The 21877-nt window shown below is 76.3% G+C and carries 13 protein-coding genes; 1 reads left to right on the top strand and 12 read right to left on the bottom strand.

Annotation, left to right across the window (positions count from 1 at the left end):
• Window positions 1–334: 334 nt before the first annotated feature.
• Window positions 335–4072, top strand: a complete 3738-nt coding sequence (locus ACF089_RS22800; protein ID WP_392029339.1) for an HPC2 multi-domain protein — start codon at window positions 335–337, stop codon at window positions 4070–4072.
• A 106-nt stretch (window positions 4073–4178) separates the two neighbouring features.
• Here the strand turns inward: ACF089_RS22800 and ACF089_RS22795 are convergent, their stop codons facing one another.
• The 12 genes from ACF089_RS22795 to ACF089_RS22740 are packed head-to-tail and all read right to left on the bottom strand — an operon-like array spanning window position 4179 to window position 21871.
• Complete coding sequence (locus ACF089_RS22795; protein WP_392029742.1) at window positions 4179–6308, bottom strand: ATP-binding protein; 2130 nt, start codon at window positions 6306–6308, stop codon at window positions 4179–4181.
• Between the two features lie 5 nt (window positions 6309–6313).
• Complete coding sequence (locus ACF089_RS22790) at window positions 6314–8305, bottom strand: hypothetical protein (protein WP_392029337.1); 1992 nt, start codon at window positions 8303–8305, stop codon at window positions 6314–6316.
• Complete coding sequence (locus tag ACF089_RS22785) at window positions 8302–8832, bottom strand: hypothetical protein (protein ID WP_392029335.1); 531 nt, start codon at window positions 8830–8832, stop codon at window positions 8302–8304. The genes ACF089_RS22790 and ACF089_RS22785 overlap by 4 nt, the downstream gene beginning before the upstream one ends.
• A gap of 2 nt (window positions 8833–8834) precedes the next feature.
• Window positions 8835–9974, bottom strand: coding sequence for a hypothetical protein (locus ACF089_RS22780; RefSeq protein ID WP_392029333.1), 1140 nt, complete (start codon window positions 9972–9974; stop codon window positions 8835–8837).
• Window positions 9971–11905, bottom strand: coding sequence for a hypothetical protein (locus ACF089_RS22775; protein ID WP_392029331.1), 1935 nt, complete (start codon window positions 11903–11905; stop codon window positions 9971–9973). Before ACF089_RS22775 ends, ACF089_RS22780 begins: the two co-directional genes overlap by 4 nt.
• 2 nt (window positions 11906–11907) lie before the next feature.
• On the bottom strand, window positions 11908–13194 hold the full coding sequence (locus ACF089_RS22770) for a hypothetical protein (RefSeq protein WP_392029329.1): 1287 nt from the start codon (window positions 13192–13194) through the stop codon (window positions 11908–11910).
• A 12-nt stretch (window positions 13195–13206) separates the two neighbouring features.
• Complete coding sequence (locus ACF089_RS22765; protein WP_392029327.1) at window positions 13207–15150, bottom strand: phage tail protein; 1944 nt, start codon at window positions 15148–15150, stop codon at window positions 13207–13209.
• Entirely contained in the window at window positions 15147–17192 is a 2046-nt protein-coding gene (locus ACF089_RS22760) for a putative baseplate assembly protein (protein ID WP_392029325.1), read from the bottom strand. Before ACF089_RS22760 ends, ACF089_RS22765 begins: the two co-directional genes overlap by 4 nt.
• The gene (locus ACF089_RS22755; RefSeq protein WP_392029323.1) at window positions 17189–19594 is read right to left on the bottom strand and encodes a baseplate J/gp47 family protein; all 2406 of its coding nucleotides are present in this window, start codon (window positions 19592–19594) and stop codon (window positions 17189–17191) included. The genes ACF089_RS22760 and ACF089_RS22755 overlap by 4 nt, the downstream gene beginning before the upstream one ends.
• Window positions 19591–19995, bottom strand: a complete 405-nt coding sequence (locus ACF089_RS22750; RefSeq protein WP_392029321.1) for a GPW/gp25 family protein — start codon at window positions 19993–19995, stop codon at window positions 19591–19593. The genes ACF089_RS22755 and ACF089_RS22750 overlap by 4 nt, the downstream gene beginning before the upstream one ends.
• Window positions 19992–20693 carry a phage baseplate assembly protein V gene (locus ACF089_RS22745; protein ID WP_392029319.1) on the bottom strand — a complete coding sequence of 234 codons (702 nt, stop codon included), beginning with the start codon at window positions 20691–20693 and terminating at the stop codon, window positions 19992–19994. Before ACF089_RS22745 ends, ACF089_RS22750 begins: the two co-directional genes overlap by 4 nt.
• On the bottom strand, window positions 20690–21871 hold the full coding sequence (locus tag ACF089_RS22740; RefSeq protein ID WP_392029317.1) for a phage late control D family protein: 1182 nt from the start codon (window positions 21869–21871) through the stop codon (window positions 20690–20692). Before ACF089_RS22740 ends, ACF089_RS22745 begins: the two co-directional genes overlap by 4 nt.
• Window positions 21872–21877 lie beyond the last annotated feature (6 nt).

Below are 21877 nucleotides of genomic sequence, written 5' to 3'. Positions count from 1 at the left end.
TCCTGACCGCCCGGCCGGGACGACCGGCCGGGCGCGTACGGCGGGACGGCCGCCCGGTGACGGGGCACTCCCCCGCGACGCCGGGGCGACACCGGGGCGACGGCGCCGTCACGCCCGCGCTGCCACCCTCGGGCGCGGAGGATCCACGACGCGGGGAGGTCTCCGTCCGATGGCACCGTCCAAGGCACTGGCGTCACGGCCCAGGGCGAAGGAGACCGTGTCCGCAGCGGTCAGGGAGGCTTCGCGGACCCGGGAGGTCCCGGCGCGCTCCCGTGGCGGGCGATCCCGGGCAGGGGGGACGGCGGCGCGGGCGGCCGGTGGCGGGGCGCGGGCGGTGTCCGCCGCGCAGGACGCGGTCGGGAACGGAGCGGTCGCGGCGGCGCGCGGTGCGGAGCCGGAGGCCCGGTCGTCGGCCCCGGCGGGGACGGCGCGCCCGGGGCCCGGGGCCGACCCGAAGTTCGCCGCGCTGAAGGAGGAGGTGCGGCGCAAGCGGCGGTCGGTGGCGAGTTCGCATCCGCCGCCGCGCGCGGAGGCCGCGGCGGCGCAGAACGCGGCCGTGCCGCCCGGCGACGACGTCCAGGCGCAGGGCAAGGCGGCGAACGCCGAGAAGATGAACGAGGCCCGGCCGAAGGAGTTCGACAAGGACGCCTTCATCAAGGCCGTCGAGAAGGCGATCGCCGACAAGGCTCCGAAGAATCTGGACGAGGCGGACGGATTCGCCGAGTCGGGCAAGGCCGACGAGGTCCGCGCCGAGGTGCACGGCAAGGTCGGCGAGGGCCGGGAGGCGTCGGCCGAGCAGATCGCGGACACGACCGCCGCCGCGCCGGACACCTCCGCGGCGGTGCCGAAGACCGTCGTCCCGCTGACCGCCGACCGGCCGCCCGCCGCGCCGGCCGCGCCCGATCCCGGGAAGGCGGTCCCGGACCGGCTGCCCCCCTCGGCGACCGATCTGTCCGCCGGTCCCGAGCGGGTCGACCGGGAGATGGCGGAGGCGAAGGTCACCGAGACGCAGCTGAGACGGGCCAACGAGCCCGCGTTCACCAAGGCGCTGGGCGGCAAGCGGGCCGCCGAGCGGCACTCCGCCGCCGCGCCCGGACGGCTGCGCGCGCACGAGACGGGCGAGCTGCGGGCCGCCACGGCGGACGCGCGGCGCACCGGTACGGCGGCGATGGGCGCGATGGGGGCCCAGCGGGCGCTGGCCGGGCAGCGGGTCGGCGCGGGCAAGGCCGGGGCCAAGGGCCGGGACGAGGAGAGGCGGGCCCGGGTCACCGCGATCCTGCAAGGCGTCTTCGACACCATGAAGACCGAGGTCGAGTCCGTGCTGAGCGGCCTCGACCAACGGGTCGACGAGCAGTTCGCCCAGGGGGAGAAGGAGGCCAGGGACGCGTTCACCGCCGAGCACCGGCGGAAGATGGACGACTACAAGGACCGCCGGTACTCGGGCCCGCTCGGCGCGGCGCGCTGGGTGAAGGACCTGTTCGCCGGGCTGCCCGCCGAGGCGGACCGGCTCTTCGACCAGGCCCGGGACGGCTATCTGCGCCGGATGCGGCAGGTGATCTCGGACGTCGCGACCACGATCGGCGCGGAGCTGAACCGGGCCAAGCGGCGGATCGCCCAGGGCCGGGAGGAGATCCGGCGGGCGGTCCTCGGGCTGCCGGAGGAGCTGCGGGCCGTCGGCAGGGAGGTGGCCGCCGAATTCTCCGACCGGTTCGCCGAACTCACCCAGTCGGTGGACGACAAGGGCACCGAGCTGGTCGACGTACTCGCCACCCGGTACACCGACGCGCTCAAGTCCGTGGACGACGAGATCGCGGCGGAGCGGGAGAAGAACAAGGGGCTGGTGGCCAAGGCGGTCGACGCGGTCAAGGGCGTCATCGACACCATCCTGGAGCTGAAGCGACTGCTGCTGGCGGTCCTCGCGAAGGCCGCCCAGGCGGTCATGATGATCCTCGGCGACCCGGTCGGCTTCCTGCGCAAGCTGGTCGCCGCCGTCGGCGCGGGTCTTCGGCAGTTCCTGAGGAACATCGGGACGCATCTGCGGCAGGGCGTGCTGTCCTGGCTGCTGGGCCGGGCCGCCGAGGCGGGCATCCACATCCCGGCGAAGTTCGACGCCCGGGGCGTGCTGGGCATGCTCGCCTCGATGCTCGGGCTGACCTGGCCCTCGATCCGGGCGCGGATCACCCGGCGGGTGCCGGAGCGGGCGGTCGCCGCGGCCGAGACGGCGGTGCCCCTGGTGGCCGAGGTCCGCAGACGGGGCGTCGCGGGCATGTGGGACGAACTCAGGGCGCGCGTCGGCGATCTGCGCAAGAACCTCATGGACAAGGTCGTCGAGTATGTGACGCCGACGATCGTCACCGCGGGCATCACCTGGCTGCTGTCCCTGCTCAACCCGGCGTCGGCGTTCGTCCGCGCGGTCAAGCTGATCATCGACATCGTCACCTTCGTGGTGACCCAGGGCCGCCGGATCATCGAGTTCGTGAACGCCGTCCTGGACGCGGTCATCGCGATCGCGAGGGGCGGCTCGGGCGGTGTGCCGGCCCTGGTGGAGAAGGCGCTGGCGCGGTCGATCCCGGCCCTGCTCGGATTCCTGGCGGCGCTGCTGGGCGTGGGCGGTGTCGCGGCCCGGGTCAAGCAGATCGTCCAGGCCATGGCCCGGCCGGTGAACCGGGCGGTGGACTGGGTCATCGACAAGATCATCGGTCTGGTGCGGCGGCTGTGGGCGAAGCTCAGGTCCTCGCTCGCCGGGAGGAGGGGCGGGGGCGCGGCCCGGCCACAGCGCCCGCCGGACCGCGCCCGGCCCGGACCCGCCCAGGGCGGCCCCCTCGCGGCCGAGCGCGCGAGTCTGTCGATGAGCGGCGAGGGGCACACCCTCACGGCGACGCCCGGCCGGGGCGTCGAACTCGCCAGCGATGTGGGCTCCGTGCGCGGCAAGGCGGGGAAGCTGATCGGCAAACTGGAGCGGGCGAAGGCGGAGGATCCGCGGAAGCAGGCGAAGATCGCCGCGCTCAGGACCATCGTCGCGACCGCCAGGACCGTGGAGTCGATCGTCGCCGAAGCGGCCAAGGAGAAGGGCAAGAAGCCGGACAAGCTCCTCCAGTACCCCGGGTTCGCCGACGCGTTCCGCGAGCTCAGGGAGCGGATCGTCGCCTACGGGAGCGATTTCGGGACCAAGGACCTCACGGACGAACTCCTCGGCGGGGACCGCGCCAAGCTGGAGAAGGAGGTCCGGGGTTATATCGTCGCCGCGGCGCGGCGGCACGACAGGGCGGGGAAGTACGGGGACGTCATCAAGGCGGTGGCCGCCGGGATCCAGGGGGAGAAGAACGTCACCGGACACACGGTGTTCAAGGCCCCGGCCTCACTCGGTCCCGCGACGGCCGAGTCGAAGGACTACCCGGTGTGGAAGGGGAAGGACAGCATCGCCGGCTCGGCCTTCCACGTGGTCGCGGACTATCGGGCGGACTCCGGGCGGGACTACAACATCCTGGCCGGGGACCAGGACGCCGTGAGCAAGAAGGCGATCAAGAGCCTCAGGAAGATCGGGAAGGCGGCCAGGGCGGGCGGCGGGCAGTCCGCGGCGGAGTTCAGGGCCGGCTTGCGCGGCGGCATGCTCAGAGCGGGCCACGAGGTCCCGTATCTGCGCTCCATGTTCGTCGGCTGGGTCATCGAGAGATACGTCGCCGATCAGGTGCGCGGGGTCGCGAACATCAAGCCCCTGGGGAACAGGAAGCCCGGCCAGAGCGTGCCGGACTTCCTGGTCAACGACATCGACCGGGACATCCCCGTCGATGTGACCGGGGGGAGCCAGTCGTCCGTCGCCGACCATATGAAACGCCCCTATCTCTCCCGGGAGTCCCTGATCATCACCTATCCGAGCATCGCCACGGCCGTCCTCGACGAGGTGTTCAAGGAGCCGGGTCCGGAGCGGAAGGGCAAGTCCACGTCCGTGTCGAAGGCCAAGGCCAAGGCCAAGGCGAAGGCGGGGGCAGGGGCAGGGGCCAAGTCCACGGCTCGGACGAACGTGACGCCGAAGTCGGGGCCGGCCCCGGCGCCCGGACCGAAGAAGACGTGAGCGACGGCGCGGGCCCGCCCCCGCGCCGTCGCCCTCCCCGTAGCAGCGTCCCGTACGGCTCCGTCCCTCCCCGTGGCAGCGTCCCGTACGGCTCCGTCCCTCCCCGTCAGCCGTCCTCGCCGAGCAGTTCCGCGTACCGTCCCAGCTCCCCCGGCCGCAGCAGCCGGGCCTCGCGCTGGAACTGGCGGGCGGCCCCGCGCACGATGTGCCGCATGCCGATCTCGGAGCCGCCGCCGTCGGCGGCGGCCAGCGCGGCGGTGCGGGCGGCCGCGCTGATCCCCGCGCCGGTCATGTCCAGGCGGGAGAGGGCGTCCAGATCCACCTCGGGCCCGAGCGGAGCCTCCGGGGGGAACGCCAGCCGCCAGAGTCTGCGCCGCTCGGGGGCGGCCGGACGGGGGAAGTGGACGACGAAGTGGAAGCGCCGGGTGAACGCCGGGTCGATATTGTCCTTGAGGTTGCTGGTGAGGATCACCAGTCCGTCGCTCGCCTCCAGGCGCTGGAGCAGATAGCCGACCTCCAGATTGGCGTACCGGTCGGTGCCGTGCTTCACCTCGCCGCGCTTGCCGAAGAGCGCGTCGGCCTCGTCGAACAGCAGGACGGCATGGCTCTCCTCGGCCTGCCGGAAGGCGGCCTCGATGTTCTTCTCGGTCTCGCCCACCCATTGGGAGACGATCCGCGAGAGGTCCACCTTCAGCAGCTCCAGGCCGAGCATGCCGGTGACGATCTCGGCGGACATCGTCTTGCCGGTGCCGGGCTCGCCGGTGAACAGCGCCTTCACCCCGCCGTGCGCCGAACGGCGGGCGAAGCCCCAGCTCTCGGCGATCCTGGGCCAGACCCGGAAGGCCGAGACGATCTCCCGGATCTGCGCCGACTGGGCCTCGGGCAGCACCAGGTCGCCGACGGCGCGCCGGGGCACGATCGCGTGGACGGCGCTGCCGCCGCGCCCGCGCGTCACGGTGGCGACGGCGGGTTCGACATGGTCGGCGATCGGCTCCGTGCGGCCGTCGCCCGCCACCCGGGCCCCGGCGCGGGCGACCGAGGCGACCGCGCGCAGTTCGCCGCCGCTCATCCGGTAGCGGACGGCGAGATCCTCCAGCCGGGCCCCGTCGAGCTGGGGGACGGCGGCGGACCACATCGCGCGCCGGTCCGTCAGCCCCGGCGGCGGGAGGGTCAGTTCGGCGTACGAGCGCGCGGCGAGCAGTCCCGGCGGCCGCCAGGGCTCCAGGCCGGTCAGACAGACCGGCGCCCGGGAGCGGAGCAGCACGGCGGTCAGCTCGCCGGCGGGCCGTTCGCCCGACGGGCCGCGCAGCGGGTCGGCGGGGATCCACAGCACCGCGCCCAGGGCGGCCGCCGTGCGCAGATCCTCCTCGGCGTCCGCGGCCAGCGCCCGCAGGGGGCGGCCCGCCGCGCGGGCGAGGGCCAGCGCGGCGTCGGCCTGGCCGCCGGGCGGGCAGCCCCAGAGCGCGGCGAGGTCGATGTCGCCCGAGCCCAGCGCGCGGCCGAGGCGGGTGAGCCGGTCCGAGGCGGGGAACGGCGAGGGCGTCGGGGATTCGGGCCGGACGACCTCGCCGGGGTCGTGGCCGAGGAGTCCGGCGTCGCCGCCCCAGCCCAGCAGGAATTCGAGGACGCCGGGCGCGAGCACCAGCTCCCGGGCCAGTTCGACCGGGGCCTCGCCGTAGGGGCGCAGCAGTCCGTAGCGGCGCAGCGGGCCGGCCGGGCCGAGGGCGCGGCGGCGGGCGAGTCGTGCCGCCGGGGCGCGGGCTCCGACGGCGACCAGCAGTTCCACGCTGGGCAGTCCCCGGTCGAGGTGGTCGACGATGTAGGCGTAGATCCGCTCGTAGGCACGGTCGAGTTCGGGTGCGGCGACCAGCAGCAGCGCGTCCTGGTCCGCGCGGGTCAGTCCGAACCGGGCGGCGAGCGCGTCCAGGGGCAGGGTCGTGCCGTCGGCGGACGCGCGGCGGCGCAGCTCCCGTTCGGCGTCGGCGTCCGGTTCCGCGGACTCTGAGTCGTACGGTTCCGAGACGTACGGCCCGGTCGGGGACTCGGGCAGGGACTCGGACAGGGCGTCCGCCTCGTCGAGGAGGACGGCGACCTGTTCGTCGGTGACGCAGTACGGGACCAGATCCGGGCGGGTGAGCCGGGCGGTGGTCTCCGCCCGGTGCGCGACGGCGGTCCGCAGCGCCCGGTGCAGACGGGCGAGCCGGATCCGCAGATGGTCCATCGCCGGAGGGTTCATGGCGGTCATCCCCCTGAGAAGGTGAGGGTGCGGCCGCCGAGCCACACCACGTCGGGCACATCGGCCAGCAGTCCGGAGCGGAGCAGATCGGCGTGCCGCCGTCCCAGCGGGACGCGGACCCGGACGGCGTCCGGCCCGAAGCGGACCGTGGCGTCCAGGTCGGCGAAGCGGGTCAGGGCCGTCAGCGGGTCCGGGGTCTCCCGGTCGCGCCAGAGGGTCCAGGCGATGGTGCTCAGTCCGAGGGCGGCGGCCAGGGCGACGCTGCGTTCCAGGCCGCCGTCGTCGGCGAGCGGCGCCGCGCGGCGTTCGGTGACGAGGGCGCGGACGAGCGCGGCGAGGCGTTCCGTGTGGTGGGGCAGCGCCGCGGCCGACCCGCGGTCCGGGGGTACGCCCCGGGGGCCCCAGAGAGCGGCGGGTCCGGGCAGCCTGGCGACCGGGTCGCCGCGCAGGGGCCGTACGGCGGTGAGGAACGGGACGCCCGCCGCGGCGAGTTCGCCGTAGGTCCCGGGCGGCAGCGGTCCGTCGCAGATCAGCACGGTCGGGCGGCCGCAGTGCCGCCAGTACGGGAGGAGTTCCGCCGCCCGCCGGGCCCAGGCGACGGGGAAGCCGCCCTGCGCGTCGACGAGCAGCAGCCGGTCGTCCGCGCCGGTGATCAGGAGCGGGTCGGCGGGGTCGTGCCCCCGGCAGACGGAGAGCGCGAGCACCGCGTCGAGCAGCGGGAGCGCGGGGCGCGCCAGGCGGGCGAAGTCGGTCAGCCGCTCTTCGGGGACGGGCCGTTCCAGCCCGGCGAAGGCGGCCGCGGCCTCGCGGTCCCGCTCGTCGCGCCGCCAGCCCCGGCCGGTCGTGCCCAGGACCTTGTACGCGAGCGCGGCGGCGTACAGGGGGGCCTGGTCGGCCAGTTCGACGGCGGCCAGGGCGGGGCCGAGGGCGTCGAGGTGGCCGATCCGCGCGAGCGGCCCGGTGAGCAGGAAGGGGAGCACGGACCGGATCCGCGCCTCTCCCGTCGTCGGGCCCAGGACCGCTCGGGCCCCGGGCGTACGGCCGGGGCCCGCGCCGGGTCCGCCGGCGGGCGGTCCGTCGGGGGGGTGCGCGCCGGCCGGTACGGCGAGGAGGTCCGCGAGGTCCGTGGGGCCGGCCGGGTCCGCCGTGGCGGCGAAGGCGGCGAGCAGCCGGGCGCGGAGGTCGGGTTCGCCGGGCGCGGCGCGGGCGGCGGGCGTCCGCGCGGGGTCGGTGGCGGCCGGGGCGGCTTCGGCGGGCGGCCGGGCCGGGTGCACGGGGTCGGGACCGGTGGCGGGGGGCGCGTCGGCGGGCGGCCGGGCCGGCGGCGGGTCGTCGGCGGCGGTGTGCGGTCGGCCCGGGGACGGGGCCGCGCTTTCGGTACGGGCGCCGGGGCCGTCGGGGTCCGTCGTCCCGGCCGGGCCCCGTCCGTCTTGGGGGGCGGACGGGCCGGAGTCCGCCGGCCGCCGGCTGTCGTCGGGCGCGCCGGGGCCGTGGAGGGCGCGCAGACAGAGGCGTACGGTCTCGGGCGGCAGCAGGGCGAGCAGGGCCTCCAGTTCGCCCCGTTCGGCGAGTTCGGCGAAGAGGTCGAGGGGCGCGACGGGCGGCGGCGGGGTCCAGGGGAATGATCCGGCCGTACGGGGTTCCGCCGGGGGCGCGGCGGCGGTGGAGGCGGGCGTCACGGCCCCCGGCCCGGCTCCGGACCCGGTCATGGGCCGCGTGCCGGTGTGGACCGCGAGGGACGGCGGGGCGCTCCGCGCTCCTCGGCCGGGTCCGGTCCGGAGGGTGACGGTGACCGGCCCGGTGATCTCCCGGTCCGGTCCGTCGGCGGTCAGCTGTTCCGCGAAGTGGTCGGCGAGCAGGTCCGGGAGGGCTTCGAGGGCCTGGTCGACCAGCCGCCGGGGGTCGGGTCCCCAGCTCCATCCGCCGCGCCGGACCACGGTCACCGTGCACCGGTGGACGGTGATCTCGCCGGGCGTCCGCCCGTCGGGTGCGCTCACCGCACCGCCGTGCGGAGGAGCCGGCCCGCCCAGCCGGTGACCAGGACCAGTACGCCGTGCTCGCTTCCCGGCGGCAGGGTCACCGGGAGGGTGACTCCGGCGGCCCCTTCCGGGATCTCGCCCGCGAGCAGACGGGTGTCCTGCCCGTCGGAGATCAGCGCGACCACGGGGGCGGCGCGGTTCACGGCGAGGGGCAGGGTGACGGTGAGACCGTCGCCCGCCAGGGAGACGCCCTCGCTCCAGGACGCCAGCCGCAGCAGCGCGGGCCGGGGCGCGCCCTCGGCCGGCCGGTCGACGCCGTGGGCCAGCGGGTCGGCGAGGACGCCGGGTTCGTCGTCGGCGGCCAGGACGGCGAGTCGCCGGGCGGGCAGCGACAGCGTCACGGTGCGGCCGCCGCCGAGGGAGACCCGCACCGGCAGCGCGCCGCCGACGAGGGCGGCCACATCGGCGGGCGCGTCGGCCCCGGTCAGGGAGAGCGCGCCCACCACATGGCCGGTGTCGGCCACGTACACCGCGGAGAGTGTCATCGTCAGCCACCGCCTTCGGTCGCGGCGACGGTCGCGAGGACGAGGAAGTCGACCGCGCCGGGCAGCTCGGTCACCTCGGCGGCGGGCGCGACGGGGTCGTACAGGCGGACCCGGCAGCGCACCCGGCGGTCCGGGTCCGCGGCGGTCTCCACCGGGCTGTGCAGGGTGGAGTCCGTCGTGGTCGTCGGCGCGCGCGGGGTGAGACGCGTGTGGAGGACGGCCCGGCCGTCGGCGATCTGTTCGGGGGTGACGCCCGCCGGGAGCGGGAGCAGCATTCCGTCGGTGGCGGTCCCGGAGACGACAGGGGTCGCGCCGGTGGCCGTCCGGCCGCTGAAGCTGCCCTCGATGGTCAGATTGCCGTTGGCCTCCAGGGTCATCAGCGGGGCGACCGTGCCGCTGCCCCGGTAGAGGCCGACGACCAGGCCGGGCTCCGCGCCGCCGGTGAGCACGAGCGCCGGTTCGCCCTCCTCGGCGGTCCGGGCGGTGCGCAGGGTGAGGGAGCCCGACCGGGCCGAGACGGTGTCGGCGCGGACGCCCGCGTACCGCGGAGCGACCCCGCGGGCGGCGGTCTCGACGCCGCTGAAGCGGCCGTCGGTCCAGCGGACGTAGCCGAGGAGGACGAGCATGCGGAGCGGCGGGTCGGCCGGGGGCGCGCCGATCGCGGGCGGGCGCTGTTCGGCGACGAGCAGTTCGTCGCCGAGGCGTCCGAAGAGGATCCGGTACGACTCCTCGGCCCGGGTGGGGGCCGCGGGGGCCGCGCAGGCGTCCGCGCGGGCGGCGGCGGACGGGTCCCGGTCGGCGGCGGTGAGGAAGACGGGGTAGGGCTCGTCGGTCGGCCGGTCCGCGCCGTTGACGTCGTCGAAGTCGCTCTCCCGCAGCACGACCGGGTCGGGGAGGACGATCTCGCGGCCGGCTCCGTCGACGGCGACGCCCGCCGAGACGCTCACCTCGACATGGCGGGCGCCGGTCAGCGGGTCGGTGCGGGGTTCCGCGGTGAGGCCGAGCCCTTCGGCGACGCCCCAGTCGTGGAGGTGGAGCGCGTGCCGGGCGGCGGCCGCGCGGCCGTACTCCACCGTGGCGGCGAGGTCGGCCGCGGACAGGATCTGGCCCTCGTGGAAGACGGGGCGCGTCGGGGCGGTCATGTGGTCTCACCGGATTTCGGGGTACGGGGGGCGCGGGGTTTCCGGGCGGGCGGGCCGGGCTGTCCGCCGGGTGCGTCGGCCAGGCGCTCCAGGCGCGGGCCGAGGCGTTCCGGCGGCTGTTCGCGGCGGGGGCCGGTCTGTTCGCGTACGCCGTCGAGCTGGGCGCGCAGCCCGTCCAGGGCGGCGGTCAGTTCGGTGACCCGGGCGCTGAGCAGGCGCAGTTCGGCCGGGCTGCCGGCCGGTTCGGCGGGTGCGGCGGGCCGGGGCTCCTCGGGCGCGGTGGGGAGCAGCAGGGCGAGCAGCTCCGCCAGTTCGCCTGTGGGCGTCGGGTCGTCGAGGAGCGCCTCGGCGTACGGCCGGGGCACCGGGCCCTCGGCGGGGATGTCGGGCGGCCGGTATTCGGGCAGCGGCCGGCAGCAGAGGCGTTCGGCGAGTTCGCGGACGCGGTGGAGGCGGGGCAGCCACGCTCCGTACGCCCAGCCGCCGGGCAGCACCTGTTCCCGGGCGGCGAAGCAGACGCGGACGACGTCGCAGTCGTCGAGTTCGACGCGGGCGAGGAGGATGTCGGCGCCGGTGCGGTCGGAGCAGGGCGGGACGGTGGCCGAGCAGGCGGCGTCGGTGACGAAGCGGAGGACGGCCGTGGTCAGCGCGGCGACGGCCTCGGCGAGTCGGCGCAGATCGACGGCGGTGACCGGTTCGGTGCTGCCGGGCGGCGGGGCGGGGAGCGGCCGGGGCGTGTCGATCCGGGCGGTGTCGGCGGGGAGGGCGCAGTCGGTGCGGGCGGGGAGGAGGTCGAGCCGGCCCAGCAGCCATGCGCGGATGAGGGCGAGGTCGCCGCGGAACTCGGTCCGCAGGGCGTGGCTCAGGGGGGCGCCCTGGGCGATCAGCCGCAGCTCCAGCGGCGCGTCCGGGGCTCCTTCGCCGGGTACGACGCGGGCCCGGGTCTCGGTGACGACGGCGCGGGCGATCGAGCGGCGGAGCGGGTCGGGCCAGACGGCCTCGGTGTCGGTTCCGGCGAGCCGGTCGCAGGCGGCGGCGAGGACGGCGCGGGCGTCCGCCGCTCGGGCGAGGTCGGGGTGTTCGCCGATGAGCCGGTCCCGTCCGGCCGGGTCGTAGGTGTCGAAGCGGGCGACGGCGGAGGCCAGGGCCCGTACCTGTTCGGTGGTCGCGCGGGCCTTCGCCGGGGCCGGGGGCCCGGTGTCGCCGTCGGCGCGCAGCAGGGCGAGGCTGTCGGCGTACCGCTTGGCGTCGGAGGCGTCGAACCGGAAGGTCCGGCCGGGTGCGAGGGAGGCGGCGTGGAGGGCGTCCGCGTACTGTCCGAGCCGCCGGTCGCGGCGGCGGGCGTCGTCGGCCCGGGCCGGGTCGCCGAGGGCGGCCGTCAGCCGGGCGCCGGGGTCGTGGCCGCGGCGGTGGCCCGGGTCGGGGCCGACGCTGAAGCGGAATCCCTCCTGGAGCCGGGAGGGGACGCATCCGGGCGAGGGGCAGGGCTCCTCGGTGGCGTACGGGGTGACCGGCTCGATCTGGTTCTCCTCGTACCGGACGAAGAGGCCGTAGCGGCGCGGTGCGCCGTCCTCGCAGGGGTCGCCGCAGTCCACGCCGAGGGCGGCGACGCGCTGTTCGCGGACGAGCGCCCGGACGTCGACGCGTTCGGCGCAGGGGACGACGATGTCGCGGCCGTCGGGGTCGAGCGCGTGGCCGGGCCGCACCAGCACGGCGCCGCCGCCGCAGGGGTCGCAGGCGACTTCGAGGCCGCAGACCACCCCGGGGCCGTACAGCGACCGGTTGTGCAGCCTGTTCTTGGCGGTCGTGTAGTCGATCAGCAGCCCGAGGTCGTCCTCGGTGAGCAGCTGTCCGGCGAAGAAGCGCGGCCGGACGAAGGGGGACGAGCGGGACGGGTCGCCCCCGCAGCCGCATCCGCATCCTGTTCCCATGATCAGCGCTCCTTCACGAAGAACCAGCTCTCGAAGACGTCTCCGCCCGATCCGGTGCCCGAGGTCCAGGGGCCGTATCCGGACGGGGGCAGGGCGCAGGGCCCGGCGTCGGGGCTCGCGCCGGTGTCGGCGCCGGTGTCCGGGGAGGTGTCCGTCCCGGCGGCGACAGCCGGGACGCGCCCGCCGACGTTGGTCCCGTCGACCGGTCGGCAGCAGCGGTCGAGGAGGAAGGCGGCGCGGACGCTGATCAGCACGCGGTCGCCGTCCTGGAGCGTCTCGCGCGTGGTCTGGCGGTAGCGGAAGCGGTCGGTGAACTCCCGCGAGCCGTCCGGCTCGGTGAACGCGCCGCCCATGTACCAGGTGGAGGCGTTGCGGCCCGCGCCTCCCTCGATCACCTGGATCTCCACCACTCCGGGCCGCAGTGTGTCGGCCCGGACGCCGTCGGAGAACCGCACGAGGAGCCCGCCGTTCTCGTCGTGGGTGCCGAGCAGCGCCCGGGCCTCCTCGACGGTGTACGTGTGGCCGTGCCGCCAGCTCACTCCGGTGATCACGACGGGGACATGACGGCCGAACGGGCGGCGGACGTCCATCCGGATCCGGTCGGCGCGCACCGGCTCGTACGGACGGACGCCGTCGATCCTGGCCAGCCAGAGCACGGTGTGCTCGCACCGGGAGCAACAGGCGTCGCAGCGCTCCTCCTTGGGCGGTTCGCAGCCGGTCACCCGGACCGTGTAGCACTCCTCGGTCCATCCGAACTCGTGGTCGGCGGTGTCGGCGCAGCCGTCGTTGTAGACGGCGCGGGTGGGCTCGACGGGCCGTTCGCCGTACTGGACGCCCACCCAGACGGTGTCGGTGTCGCGTTCGTCCGGGGGCAGCGCCTTCCAGAGGTCGACCGCGCAGCCGCCCCGGACGACGACCTCATGGCCGTCGCAGTCGACGGCGAGGCCGGGGGTGATCCGTACGACGGCCCGCCGCCGGGGGCGTCCCGGGCCGTCCCACCCGGAACCGTCCGGCGCCTCGAAGGGTTCGGCGTCCGGCGGCCCGTCGGCGGGGGCGGGCTGCCCGGGGCCGTCCGGGCAGCCGTCCCCGGGGCCGGGTGCCGGCTCCACCAGCAGTCCGCAGACCACTCCGTGGCCCAGCAGCGCCCGCAGACGCAGCTTCAGCTTCTCCCGGTGGTAGTCCTGTTCGCGCTGGAAGTCCCTGGCTCCCAGCATCTGGCCGTGGAAGTACCGCAGTCTGCGCAGCGGGGGTGCGTCGAACCCCGCCGGCCGTGTCCCTGGCTCCGTCATCGCCCTGTCCTCTCACCAGACCTGTGTGTGCACACCGACGCCGGAGACGACTCCGGCGATCACCCCGTGGCGCGCTCCTCGCGGCCCCGGTCTCAGCACCCCGTCACGGTTCAGCCGAAGGGGGCGTTCGCCGCCCAGCACGGGCGGCGGCAGGGGGACGAAGGCGGTGTCCACGCCGACCGCGGACCGGGAGCCGACCACGAATCCCGCGCCGCCGGTCCGTACCGACGCGGCCGTGTGCGCGGGCGCCTGCCGCGCGACCAGCCGCCGCAGCGCCCGCTCGTCCGCCGCGCCGGCCGGCAGCAGGAGGCGGAACCGGTGCGCGTGGGCGGTGAGCGGATCGCCCTCGGGATCGCCGAAGGAGTGCAGGGGAGCCGCGCCGAGCGCCGAGCCGCCCAGCCGGAACCGGCTCGCCGACCGGCCGAACAGCCGGACCGCGCCCAGTCCCGGTCCGGTGGCTTCCGCCGTCTGTCGGATCCGTGCCCAGCGGCGATCGGCGGCGAGTTCGTCGATGACCGGGACGGCCCCGAACACGATCCGCACCGCCTCGGCCAGCGCCCAGGGCGTGCCCCGCCGCCGGTACAGCGCCGGGGCGGCGGCCAGCAGCGCGCGCCGGGTGGGCGCGTCCCAGCCGGCCTCGAAGGACAGGCCGAGCAGTCCGGCGAGCCAGGGCAGCACCCGGTCCGGCACTCCGGCGGGGTCGAGGAGTGCGGGATACCGTTCGATCACCCGGTCGAGTTCGGCCAGTGAGGCGTCGAAGAGCGACAGGAACCGTTCGGTGAAGTCGTCGGCGGCCGGGTCCTGGCGGAACGCGGGCGGCAGCAGGTCGGCGCTGGTCGTCCGGGGGAAGTCCAGCCGGATCCGGCGGACGGCCGGGGTCGCGCGGCCGTCGCCCGACAGGCTCAGCCGCAGCCGCAGAAAGCGTCCCGGCGGCTGGTCGACGAGGAAGTCGGTGACGCCGGGAGGGGCGCTCTGCCAGTCGGCGGCCTCGTAGCGGCCGTCCTCCGAGACCACGATCCGCACGGCGGCGGCGGTGCCGGCGGGGAGGTCGGCGTCGACGCGGACCCGGTGCCAGCGGCAGCGCGAGACACCGCTGTCGATCAGACGGGTCAGGGCGGAGCCGGAGACGACACGGTCGGCGGGGTCGGGCGGCGGGGCGTCCCGGGGCCGGCCCCGCCAGTCGAAGCAGCGGTCGGCGGTGGCGTCGGGGCCGCGCTCGCGCAGACAGAATCCGGCGTCGTCGGCGAGGACGAGCGCGCCGGCCGGCAGGGCGGCGGCGAGTTCGCCGGCCGTGACGGCCGTGAACGGGCGGCGCGGGCCGCCCCGGTGGATCCGCAGCCGGCCGCCGTCGTCGGCGAGCAGCCAGACCGTCCGGCCGGGGCCGGACCGCAGACCGATGATCTCGCCGCGTACGCCGGTGCGGAGCAGTCCCCGGAATCGGCCGGCCGAGCTGTACCGCCGCAGATCCGTGTCGCCCTCGCAGGCGATCAGGACCTCGTCGTCGGGCGCGGGCGCGGCCCAGCGCGCTCCCCGCAGCGAGATCTCGCCCGCGAGCTGATCGCCCTCGCGCCGCCACACCCGGACCCGGCCGGACTCGACCACGGCCAGCCGCCGCCCCCGGGCGGCGATCGACACCGCGCCGCGCGGCGGTCCGGGCGCGCGGCCGGCGGGCCGTACGGGGAGCCAGCCCTCCCCGCAGACGTCCCGGCGCAGCAGCCACGGCCGGCCGGGCGCGAGCAGGTACCAGGAGCGGGGTGTGCGGCCCGGGGCGAGCCGCCGGTCGGGGAACCAGGGCAGCAGTCCGCTCCTGGCGGGGCCCTCCGGTTCGGGGCCGCGATGGGCCAGCCGGACCCCGGCGGGGTCGTCGAAGCCGATGAGGCCGTGCGACTCCTGCTGGTCCCAGCCGACGAAGGCGTCGAGCAGCCGGAAGGTCGCGGCGGACGGTGCGCAGGTCATGGCCGGTCTCCCACGGGGATCAGCAACGGGCGTTCCGGCCGGACGAGATGGTGCGGCGCGAGCGCGTGGTCGGCGCCGGACGGCAGCCGCTCCCCCTCGACGACGAGCGCGAGCCGGGACACGGCCAGGACTCCGTCGACGCTCAGCAGCCGCCGGAGGAGCGCGGTGTGCCGCACCGCGCCGCCGAACGGCCAGCCGGCGCCGTCCTCGCCGCCGCGCAGCGGATCGAGGTAGCCGGTGAGCGCGCCGGCCGCGCGGGCCAGCACGCCGGCGCGGTCCTGGTCCGGGTCGAGCGTGAGACGCGCCTCGGCGCCGACGCGGCGGTAGCGCGCGGCGGCGGCGACGACCGTGACGCCGGCCGGGGCGGCGGTCCGGGCGAGATGGCTCGCGACCGCGCGCAGCGTCTCGGCGGTGGGGTCGGGGATCCCTTCGGCGCCCCGGTCGCCCGACGGGGACGCCACGACGAGGACGCCGACGACGCCGGGGATGGGCGCGCCCGCGTACTCGGGGTGGAGACCGGGCACGCCGTGGGCGCGGGCCACCGAGGCGCCGGGGGCGCGCAGGGCGAGCAGTCCGTAGTCGGCGGGGGCCACGGCCCGGGCCCGGGCGCGCAGTTCTCCGACGCCCCGGCGGATCGCGTCGGCGTCGCCCTCGTGGTCCGAGCCGCCCGAGGCCGGGAAGGGGTTGGTGACGCCGGTGACGTGGGGCAGCGCGGTGACCACGGCACTGACGGCTCCGGCGCGTACGGCTCCGGCGGCGCCGCCGCCCACGCGGTAGCGCACGGCGCGGACGTTGCGGAATCCGGCCGGGACGGCCGCGCCGTGCACTCCGTCGCCGAAGGCGATCTCGCCCGTCTCGTGGTCGACGGTGAACACCCGGTCGTCGGGGCCGTGTCCGGCCAGGCTCTCGGTCTCCCGCCACCGGGACGCGGCCCCCGCCGTCGCGGTGCCGAACACATCGTCGCCCGGGTCGCCGTCGACCTCGACGACCACCGACCCGGCGAGGATCGGGACCTGGCTCAGCGTCATGGTCCGTGCGGCCCCCGAGGGGTTGCCGAGCGGCCGCAGCGGTTCGTTCCGCACGGTGCGGGCGGCGGTGGCGGCGACCGTGTTCAGCCGCAGCCCGCGCAGGACCGGCGCGGGGCGGGCGAACGCGCCGTGGGCGATCCGCACCCGCAGCCACCGCAGCGGGGGCCCCGGCAGCCCCGGGGCGTTCCCCGGCCGCCAGGAGCGGGGGACGCTCAGTTCGACGGTTCCGTCCGTCCGCAGTCCGTCCGTGCCGTCGCGTTCGACGCCGAGGGGTACGAAGCGGTCGCCGTCCAGGGCGTCCCAGCGCAGCAGCGGTGCGAGCGGCGGCAGGGGCGCCGGGCCGCCGGCGGCCGCGGGCGCGGGCGGGGCGGCGGCGGTCACGAAGCCCAGGGACAGCCGCGGATGGGGGCCGGCCGCTCCGGCGAGCGCGATCCACAGGGCGTCGCCCGGTTCGGGGTCACGGCCGAACGGCGGGAAGGGGCGGCCGGGCCCGGCGGGCCCGAGCGGAAGCGGTTCGAGCCGTCCGGACTCCTCCGCGGCGAGGGCGGCGAGCGTGGCGGGCGTCGCGTACAGGTCCTGGTCGGTCTCGTAGATCACCTGGCCCGCCGGTCCGGAGGCGGCGGCCTGGAAGCCGGCGGGGACGAGGACGGACGCGCCGTCGGGCGGGCTCACGGTGAACTCCAGCAGGGCGGCGGCGACTCCGGCCGGCCGGCGGCGCACCCCCGCGGTCGCGAGCTGTTCGGCGAGGATCTTCTCGGGGAGCCGGTTCGCCCGGGTGAGCACGGGTTCGATCTGGGCGCCGAAGAGCCGGACGAGCGCGACCCCGGCGTCCTGGCGGTCGGGATCGGTCCAGTCGGGGGTGAATCCGGCGATCCGGGCGCGTACGCGGGCCCGGGCCGTCTCCCGGGTCGCGTCGGCCGGTTCGGGCTGGACGCCGGTCGGTCCGGGGCCGGGCACGAGCCGGCCCTCGGCGTCGGCGGGGGCGTCCCGCTCCCACCACACCGCGTCGCTCATGACAGCCCCTCCCCCGGTTCGGCGGCGGGCACGACCCGGGTGCGGATCGTGCGCGGCACGGGCAGCTCGCCGGGGCGCAGCCGTACCTCGGCGGAGGTGTCGCCGGGTTCGTCGCCGTCGAGGCCGACGGCGACGCCGGAGACGTCCGCCAGCCGGCCGAGGGCCCGCTGCGCGATCCGCAGCAGGGCGGACGGGCGCAGCGGTTCGCCGAACGGCCAGCCGTCCCCGTCCTCGCCGCCGACGAGCGGATCGAGGAAGCGGCGCAGCGCCGAGGCGGCCGCGGCGAAGGCCCGGGGGCGGTCGGCCGGTTCGCCCGCGAGGTCGATCCGGAGGGCGACCTCGCGGTAGTCCGGGGCGCGGACGAAGACCTCGGAGGTGAGCAGCCGGGCCTCGCCGAGGCGGGCGGCGACCGCGCCGAGCAGGCCCGGGTCGGGGCGCGGGGCGGCGACGAAGTCCTCGCGGGCGGGGTCGTCCCTGGGCGCGAGGGGGACGACGCGCACGGTCACCGCGCCGGGCACGGTGGCGCACGGGTGGCCGGGGTGCTCGCCGACGGACGCGTGGGCGCGGGCGACGGCGACGCCCGGGGTCGTCCGGGCGAGGGTGACGTAGTCGTCCGCGGTGACCGCGCGGGTCACCTCGCCCAGCGCCCCGGCCGCGCGCCGGCGCGCCTCGGCGACGGTCTCCGGCTCCTCCCCGCCCGAGGCCCGGACGAGATTGGCGGCCACGAGCCCGTCCGCCCCGGGCGGCGGGTCCCCGACGGGCAGCCAGTTGCCGGTGATCCCCCCGTTCCCGGCGCGGCCGCCGCCCACGGCGTACACGACGCGGACGTCGGGGGCCGCGGGTCCGGCGGGGCGCGTTCCGCTCCGGCCGCCCGGGCCCGCGCGGCCGGGCGCGGAAGGGCCCGTCGTACCCGGAGCGGTAAGACCGGACCCGACCGCTCCGGACTCCGGGGAGTCGGCCGGAGCGTCAGGGTCCGGGCAGTCGGACGCCGAGCCCGGGTCCGGCGACGCGGGCACACCGCCGCCCGCCGGGACCTCCGGCGACGGCCCTCCGGGTACGGAAGACGACGGGCGGGCGGGTACGGAAGGCGACGGGCGGGCGGGTACGGCGTCGGGGCGCGGGGCTTCGCCCGCCCGGGAAGCGGCGGGGGCGGGCGCCGGAGCGTCGTCCGGGCCCGTTCGGTCGGGGGCGGGAAGGACCGTGTGGCCGGGCGCGGGCACGGGAGGGAGCGGATCGCCGGGCGCGGGAAGGGCCGGATCGCCGGGGGCGGTGTCCGGGCGGGGGATGCGGCCGGTGAGGCCGTCGCCGAAGACGAGCGCGCCCTCGGCCCGGTCGAGGAGGAAGACGCGTTCGGTCGGCGAGCCGAAGGTGAAGTCCGGTTCGGGCCGCCACTCCTCCCCCGCGAGCCGCAGGGCGGCTTCGAGCAGACGGCCGGCCGCGTCGGGCAGTACGAGGCGCCGGCCCGGCAGTTTCAGCCAGGCGCCGAGCTGTGCCGCGAGGTCGGCGCCGTCGGCGGTGTGCTCCCGGCGGTGGCGGGCGGCCGAGACGTTGACCGCCAGCTGGAGCAGCCGGGGCGGCACGGTGAAGGTCGCGGCCGGGGTCGACAGCAGCAGTCCTCGGTCGCGGGTGGTCCAGCCGGACGGCGGGCGCAGCCGGACGACGCCGGACCGGCGGAGTCCGGCGGTGCCGTCCTCGACCTCCTCGAACGCGCCGGTGACATCGGTGCCGGGCCGGAACCAGGACCAGGTCAGCCGGGCGGGCGGGGGCACGCCCTCGGTCGCGCCGGGCAGCCACGACGGGACCGAGGCCGCGGGCGCGTCGATCTCGACGAGGAGGGAGAGCGGTCCGGGCGCGGGCAGCGCGCCGGTGAGCGGGAGGGTGAACCGGGCCCGCGCGGCGGATCCGTCGCTCGCGAGCAGGGGCACTCCCCGGCGGGCCCGCAGATCGGCGGTGCGGTCGCGGTCGGTCTCCACGGTGATCTCGCCGCCGGGGTCGAGCGGGCAGACGGCCACGTCGTCGTCGAGGGTGAAGACGACGCGCTCCAGCGGGTCCCGGGACAGCGCGGTCCCGGCGGGGACGACGGGGACGGCGCGGAGGGGACCGCCGGAACCGTCGGCCGGGCCGGCGGTCTGCTGGAGCACGGTGGCCGCGGCGCGCGCGGGCCGGGGCGGGTCGAGGCCGAGGAGCCGCAGCACGGCGACGACGAGCGCGTCCGGCGTCTGGTCCAGCCAGTACAGCCGCTGTTCCAGCAGATGCGCGAAGAGTTCCAGCAGGGTGATCCCGGGGTCGGCGGGCGCGTGCAGCGTCCAGATCCCGTCCGATTCGGCGGGGACGCGGCGGCGGACGGCCGTCATCATGGCGTCCCAGGTGAGATCGTCCAGCTTCGGCGCGGGCAGGGTCACGGTGTGCTCCCGGTGAGACCGGCGTAGAACGGGAAGACGAGATTGGCCCGGGTGTTGCTGCGCCGGATCCGGTAGACGACCGAGACGGTGACCCGGGACTCGTCGGCGGGGTCGGCCTCCGCGCGGACCTCGTCCAGCTCGACGCGGGGCTCGTGGGCGCGGACCGCTTCGGCGATGGAGCTCTCCAGGTCGCGGAGGTTCTGCCCGCTGCCGGGGGCGAACACGGACTCCTGGGCGCGGGTGCCGAAGTCGGGCCGCATGACCCGTTCGCCGACGCCGGTGAGGAGCAGCGCCCGCAGACAGTGTTCGATGCTCTCCTCGCCGACGGCGTAGCCGAGCCGTCCGGCCTCGTCGGGCAGGATCGGGAAGCGCCAGCCGGCGCCGAGGAACTCCTCGCTCATGCCGTTCTCGCCTTCTTGGCGAGGACGGCGGGCGTCAGCGGGGGCGCGGGCGGGCCGGTGGGTCCGGCGGCGGTCGGGTGGGTGTGGGTGTTGAAGGCGGTGAGCAGGGCGTTGCCGAGGACGAGCGGTTCGGTGGCGCCGCCGCCGAGGTCGATGGAGGGCGAGTCGACGGTGATCTTCGGCGCGGTGAGGGTGATGTCGCCCTGTGCGGAGATCCGCACGCTGCCGCCGTCGGCGGCGGTGATGCGGATCTCCTTGCCTCCGTCGTCGAGTTCCACCACGTGTCCGGCGGCCGAGGTGATCCGTACGGCGGCCCGGGAGGCGTCGTCGTCGAGGAGCACCTCGTGGCCGTGGCGGGTCCGGACGATCTTCTGGTCGCGTCCCCGGGTGCGGGCGGTGGGCGGTTTGTCCGCGCCGTTGTAGAGGCCGCCCAGGACGATCGGGAAGCGCATGTCGCCGTGGACGAAGGCGACGAGGACCTCGTCGCCCTTCTCGGGGACGAACAGCGTGCCGTAGCCGCTGCCCGCGTACAGCTGGCTGACCCGGCACCAGTCGGTGACCGTGGTCCCGTCGAACCACGGGAACGTCAGTCTGACGCGGCCCTCGTCGTCGCCGTCGCTCTCCACGACGAGCGCCTCGACGACGCCGTAGTACCGCTTGTCGGTGGAGCGGGCGCGGGGCGTGGTCCTGGTGGTCACTGGTCTCCCTGGTGGATCCGCCGGCCGGTGAACTGGGTGAAGAATCCGCTGGTGTTGAGCGTGTGCTCGACGCGTTTGACGAAGTACGTGCCGGAGAAGCGCCGCCCGAGCCCGTAGATCTCCAGGTTGTCGCCGGGCCGCAGTTCGGGCAGGCCGGCGATCCGGCCGGTGGCGGTGATGAATTCGTACGCCCGCTCCCGCAGCAGGCTGATCGCCAGTTCGCGGGCCTCCTGGTCGCTGCCGACGGGTGCGTCGACGAGGACTTCCTGCCGGCCCTGGAGGGTGCTCTCGGCGACCTGGGGTCCGCTCTGGCCGTCGGCCGTGTTCTGTCCGGCGGGGAGGTTCTCCGCGGTCGCGGTGAAGGCGATCGGCTGTTTGGTACGGGGGTCCCAGCCGCGCACGGTGAGCTTGCCGACCTGCTTGGACACGGTGAGGGTGGGGGTGAAGTCGAGCAGGTTGGGGATCAGTCCGGCGGGCAGCGCGGTGGGGCCGGTGGTGAGTCCGGGCGCGTAGGCGAGCCGGTACACGCGGACGGGGCGGCCGTCGCGGCCGTCGGTGGGGCTGATGAAGTACAGGGTGTCCTCGCCGGAGGCCGGGTCGGGGAGGATGTAGCAGTCGAAGTCCAGCCGTTTCGCGCGCTCCATGAGGAAGCTCGCGTCGTCCTGGTTCTTCTGGACGACGCGGTCGTGGGCGGGCCCCTGGCGGGTGACCTCGATCCGCAGATGGTTGCGGCGGGCGATCTCCTCGGCGATCCGCCAGTCGGGGAGATTCCGGTAGATCTTGACCTCGTTCTCGGCCGGTTTGCGGTCCTTGAGCCGCAGCAGTCCGTCCACTCCGCTGACGGCGACGGTCGGGGAGGCCCCGTCGGTGAATGTGGGGCTGAGGGTGCTGATCGTCCCGGTGGCGACGGTGAGCAGTCTGTCGGCGTAGCCGAGCCGGACCGAGACCCGTCCGCCGAGCCGCAGACTCGGCGAGTCGCTGTGCTTGAACGTCAGCCGCTCGTCGTCCCAGTTGTTGAGCGTCAGATCGAAGCCGGACATCTCGTCGAGGTCCCGGTTCACCTTGATGTCGATGATGTCGTTCTTGGTGGCGGGGTCCATCTCCAGGCCCTCGACGCGCACCTCGAACTCGGGCGCGTAGCGGTCCGGGGAGGCGACTTCCGGCGCGGGGGTGCTCATGGCGCG

This window comes from Streptomyces sp. NPDC014894 (genome assembly GCF_043080985.1).
In the GTDB taxonomy this organism is placed as follows: domain Bacteria; phylum Actinomycetota; class Actinomycetes; order Streptomycetales; family Streptomycetaceae; genus Streptomyces.
The sequence above is the reverse complement of the archived record's forward strand: the minus strand, read 5'-3'. Positions and strand labels throughout refer to the sequence as shown.

Coding starts and splice junctions, on each gene's coding strand:
- ACF089_RS22795 (WP_392029742.1), bottom strand. CDS start 6,308: ATGAACCCTCCGGCGATGGACCATCTGCGGATCCGGCTCGCCCGTCTG.
- ACF089_RS22785 (WP_392029335.1), bottom strand. CDS start 8,832: ATGACACTCTCCGCGGTGTACGTGGCCGACACCGGCCATGTGGTGGGC.
- ACF089_RS22780 (WP_392029333.1), bottom strand. CDS start 9,974: ATGACCGCCCCGACGCGCCCCGTCTTCCACGAGGGCCAGATCCTGTCC.
- ACF089_RS22775 (WP_392029331.1), bottom strand. CDS start 11,905: ATGGGAACAGGATGCGGATGCGGCTGCGGGGGCGACCCGTCCCGCTCG.
- ACF089_RS22770 (WP_392029329.1), bottom strand. CDS start 13,194: ATGACGGAGCCAGGGACACGGCCGGCGGGGTTCGACGCACCCCCGCTG.
- ACF089_RS22765 (WP_392029327.1), bottom strand. CDS start 15,150: ATGACCTGCGCACCGTCCGCCGCGACCTTCCGGCTGCTCGACGCCTTC.
- ACF089_RS22760 (WP_392029325.1), bottom strand. CDS start 17,192: ATGAGCGACGCGGTGTGGTGGGAGCGGGACGCCCCCGCCGACGCCGAG.
- ACF089_RS22750 (WP_392029321.1), bottom strand. CDS start 19,995: ATGAGCGAGGAGTTCCTCGGCGCCGGCTGGCGCTTCCCGATCCTGCCC.
- ACF089_RS22740 (WP_392029317.1), bottom strand. CDS start 21,871: ATGAGCACCCCCGCGCCGGAAGTCGCCTCCCCGGACCGCTACGCGCCC.